The organism is Streptomyces sp. NPDC090127 (assembly GCF_044746945.1).
Classification (GTDB): Bacteria; Actinomycetota; Actinomycetes; order Streptomycetales; family Streptomycetaceae; genus Streptomyces.
Window position 1 is genome coordinate 427,684 of the sequence record NZ_JBIVDE010000007.1, and the last position, 16,133, is coordinate 443,816.

Annotated in this window: 12 protein-coding genes; 9 read left to right on the plus strand and 3 right to left on the minus strand. The window is 74.6% G+C overall.

What is annotated here, in order from left to right; all coding sequences use genetic code 11:
- Positions 1-105 precede the first annotated feature (105 nt).
- From ACIPPS_RS26595 to ACIPPS_RS26615, 5 genes are all read left to right on the plus strand, one after another.
- On the plus strand, positions 106-819 hold the full coding sequence (locus ACIPPS_RS26595) for a GntR family transcriptional regulator (RefSeq protein WP_401436777.1): 714 nt from the start codon (positions 106-108) through the stop codon (positions 817-819).
- Positions 820-944: 125 nt separating this feature from the next.
- On the plus strand, positions 945-2,480 hold the full coding sequence (locus ACIPPS_RS26600) for a hypothetical protein (RefSeq protein ID WP_401436780.1): 1,536 nt from the start codon (positions 945-947) through the stop codon (positions 2,478-2,480).
- Entirely contained in the window at positions 2,477-3,190 is a 714-nt protein-coding gene (locus ACIPPS_RS26605; RefSeq protein WP_401436782.1) for a hypothetical protein, read from the plus strand. The genes ACIPPS_RS26600 and ACIPPS_RS26605 overlap by 4 nt, the downstream gene beginning before the upstream one ends.
- Complete coding sequence (locus ACIPPS_RS26610; RefSeq protein WP_401436785.1) at positions 3,187-4,083, plus strand: hypothetical protein; 897 nt, start codon at positions 3,187-3,189, stop codon at positions 4,081-4,083. The genes ACIPPS_RS26605 and ACIPPS_RS26610 overlap by 4 nt, the downstream gene beginning before the upstream one ends.
- Before the next feature lie 47 nt (positions 4,084-4,130).
- Positions 4,131-8,921, plus strand: coding sequence for a hypothetical protein (locus ACIPPS_RS26615; RefSeq protein ID WP_401436788.1), 4,791 nt, complete (start codon positions 4,131-4,133; stop codon positions 8,919-8,921).
- Between the two features lie 69 nt (positions 8,922-8,990).
- On the opposite strand, the gene ACIPPS_RS26620 is transcribed toward ACIPPS_RS26615, so the two are convergent.
- A complete protein-coding gene (locus tag ACIPPS_RS26620; RefSeq protein WP_401436791.1) occupies positions 8,991-9,461 on the minus strand; it encodes a hypothetical protein in 471 nt (156 codons plus the stop codon).
- A gap of 441 nt (positions 9,462-9,902) precedes the next feature.
- Between ACIPPS_RS26620 and ACIPPS_RS26625 the strand changes: the two genes are divergently transcribed.
- Genes ACIPPS_RS26625 through ACIPPS_RS26640 form a run of 4 tightly spaced genes read left to right on the plus strand, consistent with a single transcriptional unit; the run spans position 9,903 to position 14,259 of the window.
- A complete protein-coding gene (locus tag ACIPPS_RS26625; RefSeq protein ID WP_401436794.1) occupies positions 9,903-12,746 on the plus strand; it encodes a nitrate- and nitrite sensing domain-containing protein in 2,844 nt (947 codons plus the stop codon).
- Complete coding sequence (locus tag ACIPPS_RS26630) at positions 12,743-13,183, plus strand: roadblock/LC7 domain-containing protein (RefSeq protein ID WP_401436796.1); 441 nt, start codon at positions 12,743-12,745, stop codon at positions 13,181-13,183. The genes ACIPPS_RS26625 and ACIPPS_RS26630 overlap by 4 nt, the downstream gene beginning before the upstream one ends.
- Positions 13,184-13,196: 13 nt before the next feature.
- Positions 13,197-13,676 carry a DUF742 domain-containing protein gene (locus ACIPPS_RS26635; RefSeq protein WP_401436799.1) on the plus strand — a complete coding sequence of 160 codons (480 nt, stop codon included), beginning with the start codon at positions 13,197-13,199 and terminating at the stop codon, positions 13,674-13,676.
- Positions 13,657-14,259 (plus strand): GTP-binding protein, encoded by a 603-nt coding sequence (locus ACIPPS_RS26640; RefSeq protein ID WP_401436802.1) that lies wholly within the window; start codon positions 13,657-13,659, stop codon positions 14,257-14,259. Before ACIPPS_RS26635 ends, ACIPPS_RS26640 begins: the two co-directional genes overlap by 20 nt.
- 117 nt (positions 14,260-14,376) lie before the next feature.
- Here the strand turns inward: ACIPPS_RS26640 and ACIPPS_RS26645 are convergent, their stop codons facing one another.
- Entirely contained in the window at positions 14,377-15,564 is a 1,188-nt protein-coding gene (locus ACIPPS_RS26645) for a lipid-transfer protein (RefSeq protein WP_401436804.1), read from the minus strand.
- Complete coding sequence (locus tag ACIPPS_RS26650; protein WP_401436807.1) at positions 15,561-16,088, minus strand: Zn-ribbon domain-containing OB-fold protein; 528 nt, start codon at positions 16,086-16,088, stop codon at positions 15,561-15,563. Before ACIPPS_RS26650 ends, ACIPPS_RS26645 begins: the two co-directional genes overlap by 4 nt.
- Positions 16,089-16,133 lie beyond the last annotated feature (45 nt).

Below are 16,133 nucleotides of genomic sequence, written 5' to 3' on the forward strand. Positions count from 1 at the left end.
TAGGGGATTGTTGAACGATCCGACAAGAGGCGTGTCGTCATGTTCTTGTTTCCGGAGAGGACCTGCGATTGACTCGGCCGCGTACGACGAGAGGAACGAGGCACGGTGGGCGAAATCGGCGCGATCGGCGAACTCGCTGACGACCGGGCGCTGCTCGGGCGCACCAGCACGGCGGAGCGGGTGGCGGACATCCTGCGCACCCGGATCGCCGAGGGCTTCTTCCCGCCCGGCACCCGGCTCTCCGAGGACGGCATCGGCGGCGCGCTCAAGGTGTCCCGCAACACCCTGCGCGAGGCGTTCCGTCTGCTCACGCACGAGCGGCTGCTCGTCCACGAACTCAACCGGGGCGTCTTCGTCCGGGTCCTGGCCGTCGAGGACGTCGCCGACATCTACCGCACCCGCCGACTCGTCGAGTGCGCCGTCGTCCACGCCCTGGGGGAGCCACCGTTCGCGGTCGACGGTCTCATGGCGGCGGTCGAGGAGGGTGCGGCGGCGGCCCGCGCGGAGGACTGGAAGGGTGTCGCCACCGCCAACATCCACTTCCACCGCGAACTGGTCGCCCTGGCGGGCAGCGCGCGCACGGACGAGCTGATGCGGGGCGTCCTCGCCGAACTCCGGCTCGCCTTCCACATCGTGGCCGACCCGCGCGGCCTGCACGAGCCTTATCTCGTGCGAAACCGGGAGATTCTGGACGCTCTGCGCGCCGGTGAACGGGCGACGGCGGAACGCCTCCTGGCCCGCTACCTCGACGACTCCCGCACCCGGATCGTCGAGGTGTACGCGAAGGCCGTCGACGAACCGGAGCGCGCGGAGGCCTGAGAGCGGCCGCACGACGGTCCGGTCCCGCCGTTCGCCGCGGCCGACGCGTCCTCGCGGGTCCTGCCCGACGGGTGGTATCTGCGCCGTTTCGACCGTTGTCAGTTCGAGGACCTAATCTGTGCACCGTGACTTCGCCTGCCTCGACGGACCTCGTTCCGCCCCAGCTCAGCGCGGGGCCGCGGCCCGCACCGGGCCCGGCCGCCGACGAAGGGCTCGCGCGGCGCCTCCGCGCGCTCGCCTGCACCGCCCCGCTGCACGACCTGGACACCCGCAAGGCGAACCTGGCCGGTGAGTACTCGGTCTACGCGATGGCCGAGGTCGCCCTCTCCGCCATCGACCTCGTCACGCTCAACATGGACTTCGACACGGGCGCCGACCACGAGCAGATCGTCGCCCGCCTGCTGCCCCGCGTCGCCGCCCAGGCACCGGCCCGACCCGCCGCCGAGCACGAGCGGGTCGCCCGCTGGGTCCTGGAGAACCTGATCAACGTCGGCAGCGTGGACCGCGGCTTCCGCGCCGTCTACGGCACCTTCGGTGCGGACGGCGTCTACACCCGCCGCGACTACGACTTCAAACTGCTCGAAGAGGTCCCCGGCTACGGCGGCGGGGTCTACCTCCGGACGACCGACGAGGCGGTCAACGTCCTCGTCGGCGCCCTCGACACCGATGTCACCAGCGCCCAGATCGCCGCCGAGGTCAAGCTGGAGGTGCTGATCAACCGGGGCCGGCTCGCCGACGCCCAGCTCGCCGCCGAGCAGGCGCGGTACCGCACCGTGCAGTACGCCGAGACCCTCCGCAAGACCCTGGAGGCGACCCGCCGCAACGTGCGCGCGGTGGACTGGCTCCAGGCCGTACCGGACATGATCGCCGAGGCCCTCGACCACGTGGCCGACCGCTACCGCCACGAGAACGCGATCCTCACCAACATCCGCAAGGCCCGTGACGAGGCCGAGGACCCCGAGCACAAGCGCCGCGCCGCCGAGCTCGTCGACATCGTCAAGGACTGCATCCGCCGCCACACCCAGCTCCAGTCCCGCCTCCTGGAGGCGGGCCCGCTCTTCCGCGCGGAGCAGGACCGGCAGGCCTTCGCCGCCCCGACCTCGTACACCGGGATAGACCTCTACGGGCAGCTGGTCGCACCGATCCTGCCGCTCCCCGTCGAGCAGGCGACCAGGGTCACGGACGCGTTCTTCGCCCGGGGCACCGGGCTGCGCACCCCCGCGTCCGTGCGCGTCGGCGACCTCGTCGACATGCTCCTCACGCCGCCCGTCGAGCGCGAGCACCTGGGCGCCGAGATGCCCGAGCCCGACCTGATCGCCACGCCCGACGACAGCCGCTTCAGCGAGGAGCAGCTCGCGACCGCGCGGGAGCTGCTCGACCTGGAGCACGACGCCCCGCGCCGCCTCTCCGGCCTGCTCGCCGAGGCCCGCCTCCGCGACCCCGGCGACACCGACCTCCCGTACCTGGTCGCTCTCCTCGCCGTGCACGCCGCGAGCCCCCCGGTCGGCACGGCGTACCGCCAGGGCGAGGAGCGCCTGCTCTTCGCGGTGGACGACGGCACGCAGCTGGACGACCCGGAGTTCGGCGGCGCCGACCTGATAGTGGGTACGGCGCTCCTCGACGCACTCGGCATGGCGGCGGACCGCTCGGAGGCCTCATGACCACCGGCCAGACGGTCCCCCGAACGACCCCCGAGCCCCGGCCCGACCGGCCGGCCGACCCCGAGATGCCGGCCCTGCCCGACCGGGAGCCGGACACCGAGGTCCCGGCCCTGCCCGCCCGGCCGGTCGACTCCGAGGGCCCGCTCCCCGCGGGCCCGGAGGCGCCCGGGGCCCTGGGCGCCGCGCCCGCCCCGGGGGCGGCCCAGGTCGCCATGGTCCTGGGTGTCGTACCCGTGCCGCCGCCCGCGCCGGCCCGGCGGAGCCCCGCGCCGTACGTACGGGCCATGCGGCTCGCCGTCACGCGCCCGGCGGAGCCGGACCGGGCGGCCCCGCCCCGCCGCCCCGCCGTGTGGGTGACCCCGGTCCGCCTCCCGCTGTCCCGCCCCGAACCGGCCGCGCCCCCGACCGCCCCCACCGACCCGACCGGCCCCGAATCGGCCGCGCCCCCGACCGGCCCCGAACCGGCCGCGCCCCCGACCAGCCCCGAACCGGCCGCGCCCCCGACCGGCCCCGAACCGGCCGCGCCCCCGACCACGCCCCCGACCGCCCCCACCGACCCGACCAGCCCCGAACCGGCCGCGCCCCCGACCGGCCCCGAACCGGCCGCGCCCCCGACCGGCCCCGAAGCGGCCGCACCCCCGACCACGCCCCTGACCGCCCCCACCGCCCCCACGGACCCGACCGTCCCCACCGAGGAGCCCCAGCCGTGAGCGAACACCACGCCGAGCACGCCGACGCGTGGAGCGAGCCGGAGCCCCCGCACACCCCCGCCGCACCGCACGCCGTCACCCCCGCCGACGCGGCCGACGCCGCCCGGCTCGTGTCGTTCGGGCTGCAGCCCAAGCTGCTGCCCGCCCGCGACGCCGAGTACACCGAGCTCCTCCGGCGCTACCGCGAGGACGCCGCCTTCGCGCGCCTCGCCGACGCCGTCGCGACCGGCCTCGGGCTCGTCGTCCTGGAGGTCTCCCCGCGCGCGGGGATGGCCGTCACCGCGGGCGAGGACTCCGTCTTCGCCGTCCGCATGGGCGACTACGCCCGCCGCGCCAACACCGACTCGGCCGACCGCTTCCTGCACGGCCTCGCCCACCTGGCCGTGGCCGCCATGGCCTTCCCCCGCCCCGAGGACCTCGCCGACGACGGCTACATCGGCCGCCTCACCGTGAACGGCGTCGACGCCTTCGTACGCCAGGCCTGCCGCCGCCTCGAAGAGCGCGCGGAGGAACAGGGCGAGAACACCGACCCGGCCTCCGACGCCCCCGGCCTGGAGGCCGCCTGGCGGATCTACGCCCGCCGCAGCGCCACCGGCGCCACCAAGGACGCCCGTCGCCTCGCCGGCTCCACCACCGGCATCGTCGGCAAGGCCGTCGCCTTCCTCACCGAATCCGGCTTCCTCCAGCGCACCGGCGACGACGCGGGCGGTGCCTACCGCACCACCGCCCGCTACCAGCTCCAGGTCCGCGACATGGCCGGCAGCGCCGCCATGGCCGAACTGATCGACCTCGGCGTCGTCCCCGTCAGCGACGGCAGCGCGACCCTCCTGCCGCCGCCCGACGGCGACGACCTGGAGCTCGCCGCCGACGCCGGCCTGCCCTTCCACGCGTAACCGCCAGACTTCAGCAGCTTCAGAAGACGACTGAGAGCACCGCCGCCATGTACGAGTTGTCCCGGGTCCGTCTCTACTCCATCGGCCCCGCCGGTGCGCGCTACGCCGACACCGTCCTGGACCTGCGCGGAGTCGGCGCGCCCGTGCCCCACCCCGCCCCCACACAGGCGGAGTTCTTCGAGGAGGAGCCGGTCGGCCCGCCGCGCCGCCCCGCCCCCGCGGGCGTGCTCTTCCTGGAGAACGGCGGCGGCAAGTCCGTCCTCCTCAAGCTGATCTTCTCGGTGATGCTCCCCGGCCACCGCAACACCCTCGGCGGCGCCAGCTCCGGCGTACTGCGCAAGTTCCTGCTCGCCGACGACTGCGGCCATGTCGCCCTGGAGTGGCAACACACGCTCACCGGTGAGCTCGTCGTGGTCGGCAAGGCCAGCGAGTGGCGTGGACGCCAGGTCTCCAACGACCCCCGGAAGTTCGCCGAGGCCTGGTACTCCTTCCGCCCCGGACCGGGCCTCAGCCTGGACAACCTGCCCGTCGCGGAGGCCACGTCGGTCCGCCCGCCCGTCGAGGGCGCGTCCGGCGCGCAGGGCCGCCGCCGCACCATGAAGGGCTTCCGCGACGCCCTGACGGAGGCGGGCAAGGCGTACCCGCACCTGGAGGTGTACTGGGAGGAGATCCACGACCGCTGGAACGAACACCTCGGCGATCTGGGCCTCGACCCCGAACTCTTCCGCTACCAGCGGGAGATGAACGCCGACGAGGGCGAGGCCGCCGGCCTCTTCGCGGTCAAGAAGGACTCCGACTTCACCGACCTGCTCCTGCGGGCCGTCACCGACACCCGTGACACCGACGGCCTCGCCGACCTGGTCAGCGGCTTCGGCAACAAGCTCGGCCGGCGCGCCGAGCTCACCGCCGAGCGCGACTTCACCGCCGGGTCCGTCGACCTCCTCGGCCGCATCGTCGAGGCCGCCAGCACCCGGGCACGCGCGCGTGAGGTGCACGCCGGGGCCGAGCGCCGTACGCGCACACTCGCCCGCCGGCTCGCCGCCCGCGCCACCGAGGAACGCGTCCGTACGGCAGAGCTCGCCCAGCAGGTCACCTCCGCCGCGCACGCCGTCTCCGAGGCGGAGACCGCCCGCGGTCGCAGCTCCCGCATCGCCGCCGAACTCGCCTTCCGCCACGCCTCGCTCGCCCTGACGGTCGCCGAGAAGGGCGCCGCCTCCCAGCGCCGCGAGCTCATCGAGGCCCGGACCCTGCACTCCGCCTGGCAGGCCGCGGAGGCCGTGCTCCGCCACCGGGCCGCGAGCGACCGCTCCGCGCGCGTGGCCGCCGCGATCCGCGAGGCCGAGATCGACGCCGCCCCCGCGCTGGCCGCCCGCGCCAAGGCCGCCGCCGATCTCGTACGGGCCCTGCACGCGGCCGCGGAGGACGGCGCGCGCCACGCCGCCGAGGAGGAGGAGCGCTCCGCCGCCCTCCAGGAGGCGGGCGAGACCGCCCACCGCGACGCGACCGTCGCCGCGACCGAGGCCCAGCGCGCCCGCAGCGAGGCCGGGCACCTGCGCCAGCGCCTCGCCGAGGTGGAGCAGGAGACGGCCGAGGCGGTACGGGCGGGCTGGCTCGACGACTCGGCCCCGGACGCCGACCCGGCCCGCGCCGCCCTCGCCGCGAGCGACGCCGAGAAGACCGCGGTCGCCGCCTGGGACGCGGCCCGCGACGCCGCCCGCGCGGCGGCCGACCGCGCCCGCGAGGCGGCCGCCGCGGAGTCCCGCGCCGAACTCGCCGCGGCCCGCTCCACGGACGCGGCCGACGCCGCCGAGAACGCCTATGACGCGGAGCGCCGCGCGGCGGAGTCCCTCGCCGGCGACGAGCGTCTCGCCGAGCTCCTCAGCCTGCCCCCACAGCCCCCGTCGCCGCTTCCTGGCCAGCGCGCGGGCGAGGCCGGGGGAGCGGATTCCCAGGGCGCCGTCGCAGCGGGCCAGGGCTTCCCGCCGCGCGAACCCGCCCCCGGCGGCATCACCGCCCCCGACGGCACCACCGCTACCAACGGCACCGACCGCGCCACCGGATCGCACCGCACCACCGCCTTCGAGCGCGCCACCGGCCCCGAAGGCGCCCACGGCCCGCTCACCGTCACCGAGTTCGACCGGTACGCGGACGAACTGCGGCGCCTGCTCGACCAGTCCATCGCCTCCGCCGAGCGCCAGCTCTTCGACCTGCGCACGGCCGCCGCCGACGACTCCCGCATCCTCGGCGCCCTCGGCGACGGCGGCCTGCTGCCGCCCGGACCGGACGTCCTCGCCACCGTCGAGTACCTCGGCGAGCAGGGCATCCCGGCCCTCCCCGGCTGGCGCTACCTCGCCCAGGCCGTCGACCCCGCCGACCACGCAGCCGTCCTCGCCGCCCGCCCCGAGCTGGTCGACGGTGTCGTGATCACCGACCCCGTCTCGTACGCCCGCGCCCGCGAGGTGCTGTCCACCGCCGCTCTGCTGCCGCGCTCCGCCGTCGCCGTCGGCACCGCCGCCGCGCTCCTCGCGCCCGTGCCGAGCCCCGAGTCCGGCGACGACACCGGGGTCTTCCTCGTGCCGCCGAACCCGGCCATGCACGACGAGCACGCCGCCGACGAGGAACGCCACGCCCTGCGCGCCCGCGCCGCCGCCCGCGACGAGGAGATCCGCACGCTCGCCGCCCGGCTCACCGGCGACCGTTCGCTCGCCGCCCGGATCGGCTCCTGGCGCGCCGACTGCCCGCCCGGCATGCTCGCCGAACTGGCCGCCGTCGCCGCCACCGCCCGCGAGAGCGCCGAAACGGCCGCGGCCACCCTGACCGAGGCCCGTACGGTACGGGCGGAGGCCGACGAGGCCGCCGCCGACGCCGCCTCCGTACGCGACGAACGGCAGGAGGCCGCCCAGCGCGCCCGCCGCGCCGCCGACGCTCTGGCCGGCCTCGCGTTCCGGCTGCGCGAGCGCTCCGCCTGGCAGGCCAAGCTGCGCGAACTGGCCGACGACGCCACCGAGTCCGAGGCCCGCGCCCAGACCTGCCTGGAGCGCGCCCGGGCCGCCGACGAGGACCGCCGGGCCGCCCAGCGCGCCGCCGACGACGCCCACCGCACCGCCCGCGCCCTGCGCGCCGAGCGCGCCGAGATCGCCGGCGCCCCCGACCAGCTCCCCGAGGAGGACGCGGACGCCCCGCGCACCGCGCTCCCCACCCTGCGCGAGGCGTACCGCGCCGCGTCCCAGCTGTACGAGAAGGTCGGCGTCGGCGCCGACCTCCGTGCCGAGCAGGCCCGCGCCGAGAGTGACGAGTCCGCCGCCCTCGCCGAACTGGACCGCCTCACCAACAAGGTCCGGGTCCGCGCCGAACAGCTCCTGGAGTCGACGGACGGCGCCGACGGACCGTCCCGCCAGGCCGCGGCCGCCCGCGCCGAGTCCCTCGTCCAGATGCTGGAGACCCGCGCGACCGAGGCGAGCGAGAAGCTCGGCAGGCTGCGCGGCGAGTCCGAGCGGCTGGCCCCCGAGGACGGCGCGTCGCACACCGAGCTCCCCGAGGAACTGGTCCCCGCCGACGCCGAGCACGCCCAGACCCTGCTCCGTACCGCGACCACCGAACTCGCCGCCCGCAGCGACGCCCTGGAAGCCGCCCGCACCGCGCACGCCGGCCTCCTGCGGTCCCACCGCGCCGCCGAGGACGCGGCCGGCGGCTTCGACGAGACGGCCGCCCTCCTGCGCGACCTGCTCCGCGACCACGCCGAGGACGAGGAGGACGGCCCGGAGCCGTACCCCGGGACCCTGGAGGAGGCCCGGCAGACCGCCGCGGAGGCCCGTCGCTCGCTGCGCGGCTGCGCCGCCGACCTCTCGGGGGCCGACGCGGCCGTCCGCGAGGCGAGCGACATCCTCGTCCGGCACGCCAACTCCACCCGCTACGAGCAGGTCCGCACCCCCGCCCGCCAGCAGATCCGCGAACTGCCCGCCGCCGCGCTCCCCGAGCACGCGGCGAAGTGGGCCGACGCCTTCGCGCCCCGGCTCCGAGTCCTCACCGACGAGCTGGAGCAGCTGGAGCGCAACCGCGACTCCATCGTCGACCGGCTGCGCGGCCTCGTGGAGTCCGCGCTGACCACCCTCCGCTCCGCACAGCGGCTCTCACGCCTTCCGGAGGGCCTCGGGGAGTGGTCGGGCCAGGAGTTCCTGCGCATCCGCTTCGAGGAGCCGGACCAGGCCACGCTCACCGAGCGGCTCGGCGAGGTCATCGACGAGGCGACCCGCGCCGCCGTCAAGAAGAACGCGGACATGCGCCGGGACGGTATGTCCCTGCTCCTGCGGGGAGTTCAGGCGGCGCTGGAGCCGCGCGGCATCGCGGTCGAGATCCTCAAGCCCGACGCCGTGCTGCGGGCCGAGCGCGTACCGGTCGGCCAGATGGGCGACGTCTTCTCCGGCGGCCAGCTCCTCACCGCCGCCATCGCCCTCTACTGCACGATGGCCGCCCTGCGCTCCAACGACCGCGGCCGCGACAAGCACCGTCACGCGGGCACCCTGTTCCTCGACAACCCGATCGGACGCGCCAACGCGACGTACCTGCTGGAGCTCCAGCGGGCCGTCTCGGACGCGCTCGGCGTCCAGCTGCTGTACACGACCGGCCTGTTCGACACGACCGCGCTCGCCGAGTTCCCGCTGGTCATCCGGCTGCGCAACGACGCGGACCTGCGGGCAGGGCTGAAGTACATCAGCGTGGAGGAGCATCTGCGCCCCGGCCTCCCGCAGCCGACCGCCGAGAACGCCGCCGTGCACGGCGAGATCACGGCGACCCGGATGTACCGCCGCTCGCAGACGGAGGAGCCCGCCGCGCGCTGAGCGGTGCTCACGGGAACGGCCCGACCCCAAGGGGTCGGGCCGTTCCCGTACACGCTTCCTCAGACCGGTTCAGGCCGCTCGGGCCGCCTCGGTCAACGCCGGTGCTTCCGCGCGCCGTGCGCCTGCCGGGGCCGCGTGGACGCTCGGGTCGCCTTCCGCCCGGGCCCCGGGAGCGCCCGGGTCGCCTTCCGCCGCCCGTGCGGCCTTCTCCGTCCGGCGCCGCTCGCGCCGCGACGGACGCGCCGTGCTGCTCGGCTCGGACACCACTCCGTTCCGCTGCCGCCACACCTGACGCGTCACCCACACATCGAGCACGCTCCAGGTCGCCACGACCGTGCTGCCCACCGTGGACAGCAGCATCGGGAACGCGAGCCACGAACTCGTGACCGCGGAGAAGAAGGCCACCATGGCCTGTATCACCGTCACCGAGGTGATCAGCACAGCCCGTACGGCGGCGGTACGCACCGGGTCCGGCATACGGCGCCGGCCCCTCTCGTCCTCCACCCACAACTGCCGCGCGGACCCTGCCTCGTACTCCATCGTTTCGTCACTCCCCACCACTGACGTCCTCATGGGTGGCTGCCCGCCTTGAGTGGCTTTACACGGACACACCCCTCCCCGTACCCAAAGACGATCGACAGGGGGAAAAGGTTTCGCCACTCACGTATCGAAACGTATGTACCGGAACGAAAAATTCCAGCCATCCGTTCGACAGCCCACCGCAAGGTCCGACCGGGTGTCCTGCGCCACACTCCGGAACGCCAACTCCTCGGATAGCGGGACATCTCCTGATCAACACTCACTCAGGAGGCTGAAAATCGCCGGGATGCACCTTCGAGATGGCTGTGATGCAGTAGTAGGCTCGCGCCGCCGATTGTTGAAGCTGAGGGTTGACGCCCTGTGTTGACGCTGTGTGTTGACGCCGCGCGTCGCACAGGAGGTCTCCGCGCCGGGCGGAGGCCGGCCGAACTGGGGGAGGCCATGCGCTTTCGCGGGAAGTCCATCCGCCGGAAGATCGTGGCGTTGCTGCTCGTACCGCTCGTCTCCCTGACCGGCCTCTGGGGCTTCGCGACCGTGCTCACGGGCCGCGAGGCCGACCAACTCCTCGACGTCGGCTACATCGTCGACAAGGTCGGCTACCCGATCGAGGACACCGCGCGCGTCATCCAGAAAGAACGCCGCGAGTCGCTCGTCTACCTCGCCGACCCCCGTGGCGCCGACGCCCTCACCACCCTGCGCACCCAGCGCGAGGCCACCGACCGTCAGATCGTCCTCCTCCGGCGGAACGCCGCCGAGACCGCCGTCCGGGACGAGATGCGGCCCGTCGCCTCGCAGCGCCTCGACTCGCTGCTCACGGCCCTCGACGGTCTGGACGCGCTGCGCCGCTCCGTGGAGAACCGCAGCATCGGCCGGATCCAGGCGCTGGAGTTCTACAACCGCCTCGTCGACCCCTGCTACAGCTTCCTCACCACCCTCCACGCACTGGAGAACGTGGAGATGGACAAGCAGGGCCGCGCCCTCGTCGGCGTCACCCGTGGCCGCGAGATGCTCGCCCGCGAGGACGCCCTCGTCCTCTCCGCGCTCAAGTCCGAGCGCGTCACGGCCGAGGAGATCCGCGCGGTCAGCGATCTCGTCGCCCAGCGCAAGCTCCTGTACGAGGTGAACCTCGAAGTCCTGCCGACCGTCGAGCGCGAGCGGTTCGAGCGGTACTGGGGCAGCCCCGACACCGAGCCGCTGCGCAGCGCGGAGGAGGACCTGATCGCCGCGGGTCCCACCGAGAACCCGCGCGCCGTCACCGCCGCCCGCTGGGAGGAGCGGTCCACCCCGGTCCTCGACGACCTCGCCCGCGAGAACACCGCCGCCGGCGACCGCTACCAGGACCGCGTCCAGCCCGCCGCGTACAGCGTGCTGCTCAAGGCCGGGGTCGCCGGCGTCCTCGGCTTCCTCGCTCTGCTCGTCTCCGTCGTCGTCTCCGTCCGGGTCGGCCGTGACCTCGTCCGCGACCTGCGGCGGCTCCGCAAGGAGGCCCAGGAGGTCTCCGGCGTCCGCCTGCCGAGCGTGATGCGCCGCCTCGCCGCCGGAGAACTCGTCGACGTCGAGACCGAGGTGCCTCATCTGCGGTACGAGGACGACGAGGTCGGCCAGGTCGGGCAGGCCCTCAACACCCTCCAGCGGGCAGCCGTCGAGGCCGCCGTCAAGCAGGCCGAGCTCCGGCGCGGTGTCTCCGAGGTCTTCGTCAACCTCGCCCGCCGCAACCAGGTCCTGCTGCACCGCCAGCTGACTCTGCTCGACACCATGGAACGGCGCACCGAGGACACCGAGGAACTCGCCGACCTGTTCCGGCTCGACCACATGACCACCCGCATGCGCCGCCACGCCGAGGGCCTGGTGATCCTCTCCGGCGCCGCGCCCTCCCGCCAGTGGCGCAAGCCCGTCCAGCTCATGGACGTGGTCCGGGCCGCCGTCGCCGAGGTCGAGGACTACGAGCGGATCGAGGTACGCCGACTGCCCCGGCTCGGCGTCGGCGGCCCCGCCGTCGCCGACCTCACCCATCTCATCGCCGAACTGCTGGAGAACGCCACGGTGTTCTCGCCCCCGCACACCGCCGTGCAGGTCCTCGGCGAGCGGGTCGCGAACGGCTTCACGCTGGAGATCCACGACCGCGGCCTCGGGATGAACCCCGACCTGCTGCTCGACGCGAACCTCCGTCTCGCCGAGACGCCCGAGTTCGAGCTCTCCGACACCGACCGCCTCGGCCTGTTCGTGGTGAGCCGCCTCGCCCAGCGCCAGAACGTCCGGGTCTCGCTGCAACCTTCGCCGTACGGAGGGACCACCGCGGTCGTCTTCATCCCGGCCGCGCTGCTCACCGACGCCCCCGAGACCGAGGGCAGCGGCTTCCGCCTGGACCGGACCTCGACGGTGGGCCGCGCGCCCCAGGGCCGGTCGAACGGCGTGGGGAGCGACCCCTCGGGCCGCCGACCCGCGCTCACCAAGGTGCCGGGCGGGGTTCTCGACGACGCGCCGGGCGCGCCGCTCGACGGGCCCGTCGAGCTCGAAGCGTCCCTGGGCCCGGCCCACCTCGACGAACTGCTCACCCCCTCCGCGGGCGACCTGGAGGACTCCGAGAGCGAGCGGGGCGGCCTCTTCCGCCCCCGGGGTCGCCGCCGCGGCCTGGCCCCCGCCCCCGCGCCGGACGGCGAGCAGCACCAGCAGGCCCCGGACCAGTCGCCCGACCGGTCCCAGGACGCCGTACCCGTACCGCTGCCCCGGCGCCGGCCGCCCACGCTCGTGGTGGACCGAGGCCGCCGCGTCGACGAGCCGGGCCGCGCCCACCCGGTCTCCGCCCAGGACACCGAGACGCGGGACACCGGCTCGGGCGCCGCGGCGGGCGGCGGCTCGGGCTCGGGCGGCGACTTCGGCTCGGGCTCCGGCCCGGGCGCCAGGACCGGCACCTCCAGCGGTACAGGCACCGGCACCGGCGCAGCCGGGCGCACCGGGTCCGGCACCGGCCCGGGCTCCGGCACCCGCCTCCCCGGGCTGCCGCCCACGCTGGTCCCCGTACCGCCCGACGGCCCCGCGCCGTTCGGCGGGCTGCCCCGCCGGGTCCGGCAGGCGAGCCTCGCGCCCCAGCTGCGCGAGACGGACGAACGCACCGACGCCACGGCCTCCACGGGCTCCACCGCCCCGGCCGCCAAGGACTTCGAGCGCGACGCCGAGGAAGTGCGCGACCGCATGGCTTCGATGCAACGGGGCTGGCAGCGCGGACGACGGCAGAACGCCGAGACGACAGCACCAGGAACGACACCCGAGGGGGACGGTCGATGACCGCACCGAACGCCGCAGGAACCCACACCTCCGGAAACGGCAACGGCGAGCTGAACTGGCTCCTCGACGAGCTGGTCCAGCGGGTCGGGTCCATCCGCAAGGCCTTGGTGCTCTCCAGCGACGGGCTCGCCACCGGCGCGTCCGCCGACCTGACCCGTGAGGACGGAGAGCACCTCGCCGCCGTCGCCTCCGGCTTCCACAGCCTCGCCAAGGGCGTCGGCCGCCACTTCGAGGCGGGCCGGGTCCGGCAGACGGTGGTGGAACTGGAGGACGCGTTCCTCTTCGTCACGGCGGCGGGTGACGGCAGCTGCCTCGCCGTGCTCGCCGACGCCGACTCGGACGTCGGCCAGGTCGCGTACGAGATGACGTTGATGGTCAAGAGGGTCGGCATCCACCTGGGGACGGCGCCTCGCTCCGGTCTTTCCGCCGGAGGATGAGTGGGGGGAGACCATGACTGACGGCACGACGCAGGGCACGACCGACGGCACCGCCGGGCCCGCGGCTCTCGATGGCACCCGTGACACCGGGGGCCCGTGGGACCAGGGTCCGCAGCCGGCCCACCACTGGTTCGACGACGACGCCGGACCGGTGGTCCGTCCGTACGCGATGACCCGCGGCCGGACCAGCGCCGCCACCCGCCACCGTCTCGACCTGATCGCCCTGGTGGTGCCCGAACCCGCCGCCGACGACCCCGGCCGGGACCAGACGCTCTCCCCGGAACACGTGGAGATCGTCGAACGCTGCTCGGACACACCCCAGTCGATCGCCGAACTGGCCGCCGGACTCGACCTCCCCGTCGGGGTCGTCCGGGTCCTCGTCGGCGATCTCGTCGAGGACGAACTCGTCCATGTGACCCGCCCCGTTCCGCCGGCCGAGCTGCCGGACGTGAGCATTCTCCGCGAGGTGATCAATGGCCTTCGGGCGCTCTAGCCGCAAGAAACCGCTTGTCGAACCGGTGACCTTGAAGATCCTGGTCGCGGGCGGTTTCGGAGTCGGCAAGACGACGCTGGTCGGCGCCGTCAGCGAGATCAGGCCGCTGCGCACCGAGGAGATCCTCAGCGAGGCCGGCCGGCCCGTGGACGATCTGCACGGCGTGGAGAACAAGTCGACCACCACGGTCGCCATGGACTTCGGCCGGATCACGCTCCGCGAGGACCTGGTCCTCTACCTGTTCGGCACGCCCGGCCAGGACCGGTTCTGGTTCCTCTGGGACGAGCTCGCGCAGGGCGCGCTCGGCGCGGTCGTCCTGGCGGACACCCGCCGTCTGGAGGACAGCTTCGCCGCGATCGACTACTTCGAACGGCGCGGCATCCCGTTCACGGTCGCGGTCAACTGCTTCGAGGGCGCCCAGCGGTTCCCGACCGAGACCGTCCGGGGCGCGCTCGACCTCGACCCCGAGGTCGAGCTGCTGATGTGCGACGCGCGCGACCGCGAGTCGGTGAAGAACGTCCTCGTCGCGGTCGTCGAGCACGCCCTCGTCCTGGCCGACCAGGGAGCGCCCGTGGCCACCTGACGGAATCGGGCAGCTCCCCTGAGTCGGGCAGCCTTACGCAGTCGGGCAACCGGAGTCGTGCCACCTGAGGGAATCCGGCCGTCGGGCGGTGCGGTCCCGACGGCGCCGCAGGCGGCCTCAGCGCACCGCCACGACCGCCGAACCGTGCCCGAACAGCCCCTGGTTCGCGGTGATCCCGGCCCGGGCGCCCGGCACCTGCCGGTCCCCGGCCGTGCCCCGCAGCTGCCAGGTGAGCTCGCAGACCTGCGCGATGGCCTGGGCGGGCACGGCCTCGCCGAACGACCCCAGGCCGCCGCTGGTGTTGACCGGGACCCGGCCCCCGAGGGCGGTGACCCCGTCCCGTACCAGCTTCGCGCCCTCACCGGCGCCGCACAGGCCGATGTCCTCGTACCACTCCAGCTCCAGCGCGGTCGACAGGTCGTACACCTCGGCGAGCGACAGGTCCTCGGGCCCGAGCCCCGCCTCCTCGTACGCGGCGCGGGCGATCGACGCGCGGAAGGTGTGCGGCGCCGGGGAGACCGCGACGGCCGAGTCGGTCGCGATGTCGGGCAGATCGAGGACGGCCTTCGGATACGTCGGCGTGACGGTCGAGACGGCCCGGATACGGACGGGGTCCGGGTGCCCGTGCCGGCGGGCGAACTCCATGCTGGAGAGCACCAGCGCCGCGCCACCGTCCGAGGTCGCGCAGATGTCGAGCAGCCGCAGCGGATCGGCGACGACGGCCGAGGCCGCGACCTCCTCGGCGCTGACCGGCTTGCGGTAGCGGGCCATCGGGTTGAGCGCCCCTGCCGCCGCGTTCTTCACCTTGACCTGGGCGAAGTCGTCCACCGTGTCGCCGTACAGGCCCATCCGGCGGCGGGCGTAGAGCGCGAAGTACGCGGGGTTGGTCGCCCCCAGCACCCGGAAGCGGAGCCAGTCGGGGTCGTCGGGCCGCTCCCCGCCCGCCGGGGCGAAGAAGCCCTTCGGCGCGGAGTCCGCGCCGACGACGAGGACCACGTCCGCGAGGCCGGCCAGGATCTGGGCCCGCGCCGCGCCGACGGCCTGCGCGCCGGAGGCACAGGCCGCGTACACGCTGGTGACGCGGGCGCCCTGCCAGCCGAGCGCCTGGGCGAAGGTCGCCCCGGCCACGAAGCCCGGGTAGCCGCACCGCACGGTGTCCGCCCCGACCACCGCGCCGACGTCCCGCCAGCCGATGCCGGCGTCCGCGAGCGCCGCCCGCGCCGCCGCCGTACCGTACTCGACGAAACTGCGGCCCCACTTGCCCCAGGGGTGCATCCCGGCACCGAGGACGGCGATGTCGTTCACGACCGCTCCTCCGCCCGCCGCGCCTCCGGCGCCGCCACGCGCGCGGGGACGGGCCGCCAGTGCCAGGTGGTCCAGATGTGCTCGTCGTCCTCGTAGAGGACGCCCGGCACCACCTCGACCTCCATGCCGATCGCCAGGTCCGTGGTCCGCACCCCGGGCGCCGCCTGGCCGAGCACCACCATCGCCTCGGCCGCCAGCTCGACGGCGACGAGGGTGTACGGCTCCCAGGGCGCCTCCGGGTCGGAGACGTAGGGCGCGGGCGGACGGTAGCGGCCGTCGGTGTACGACCACACCCGGCCCCGTCGCGAGAGCGGCGTCTCGACCATCGTTCCGCCGCCCGGACAGGCGGGGTTACGGCACCACCCGTCCTCGCGCGGGAAGAAGACGGAGGCACAGGCCGTACAGCGGGTGCCGAGGAGCGAGAACTCCACCGCTTCCTCCGGTTCACCCGCTCCGCCCGGCCCGGCCCCGCCGCTGTCGCCCGTGAACCATCCGGCCACCACCGGCCTGCGCGTCCGTGTCACGACGGCCTCCCCGACCCCGAGATCACCCTTACCTGACGAAGCGTC

Excerpts from the sequence above, each read along its gene's own strand:
- ACIPPS_RS26615 (WP_401436788.1), top strand. The coding sequence starts at position 4,131 with ATGTACGAGTTGTCCCGGGTCCGTCTCTACTCCATCGGCCCCGCCGGT.
- ACIPPS_RS26625 (WP_401436794.1), top strand. The coding sequence starts at position 9,903 with ATGCGCTTTCGCGGGAAGTCCATCCGCCGGAAGATCGTGGCGTTGCTG.
- ACIPPS_RS26640 (WP_401436802.1), top strand. The coding sequence starts at position 13,657 with ATGGCCTTCGGGCGCTCTAGCCGCAAGAAACCGCTTGTCGAACCGGTG.
- ACIPPS_RS26620 (WP_401436791.1), bottom strand. The coding sequence starts at position 9,461 with ATGGAGTACGAGGCAGGGTCCGCGCGGCAGTTGTGGGTGGAGGACGAG.
- ACIPPS_RS26630 (WP_401436796.1), top strand. The coding sequence starts at position 12,743 with ATGACCGCACCGAACGCCGCAGGAACCCACACCTCCGGAAACGGCAAC.
- ACIPPS_RS26605 (WP_401436782.1), top strand. The coding sequence starts at position 2,477 with ATGACCACCGGCCAGACGGTCCCCCGAACGACCCCCGAGCCCCGGCCC.
- ACIPPS_RS26635 (WP_401436799.1), top strand. The coding sequence starts at position 13,197 with ATGACTGACGGCACGACGCAGGGCACGACCGACGGCACCGCCGGGCCC.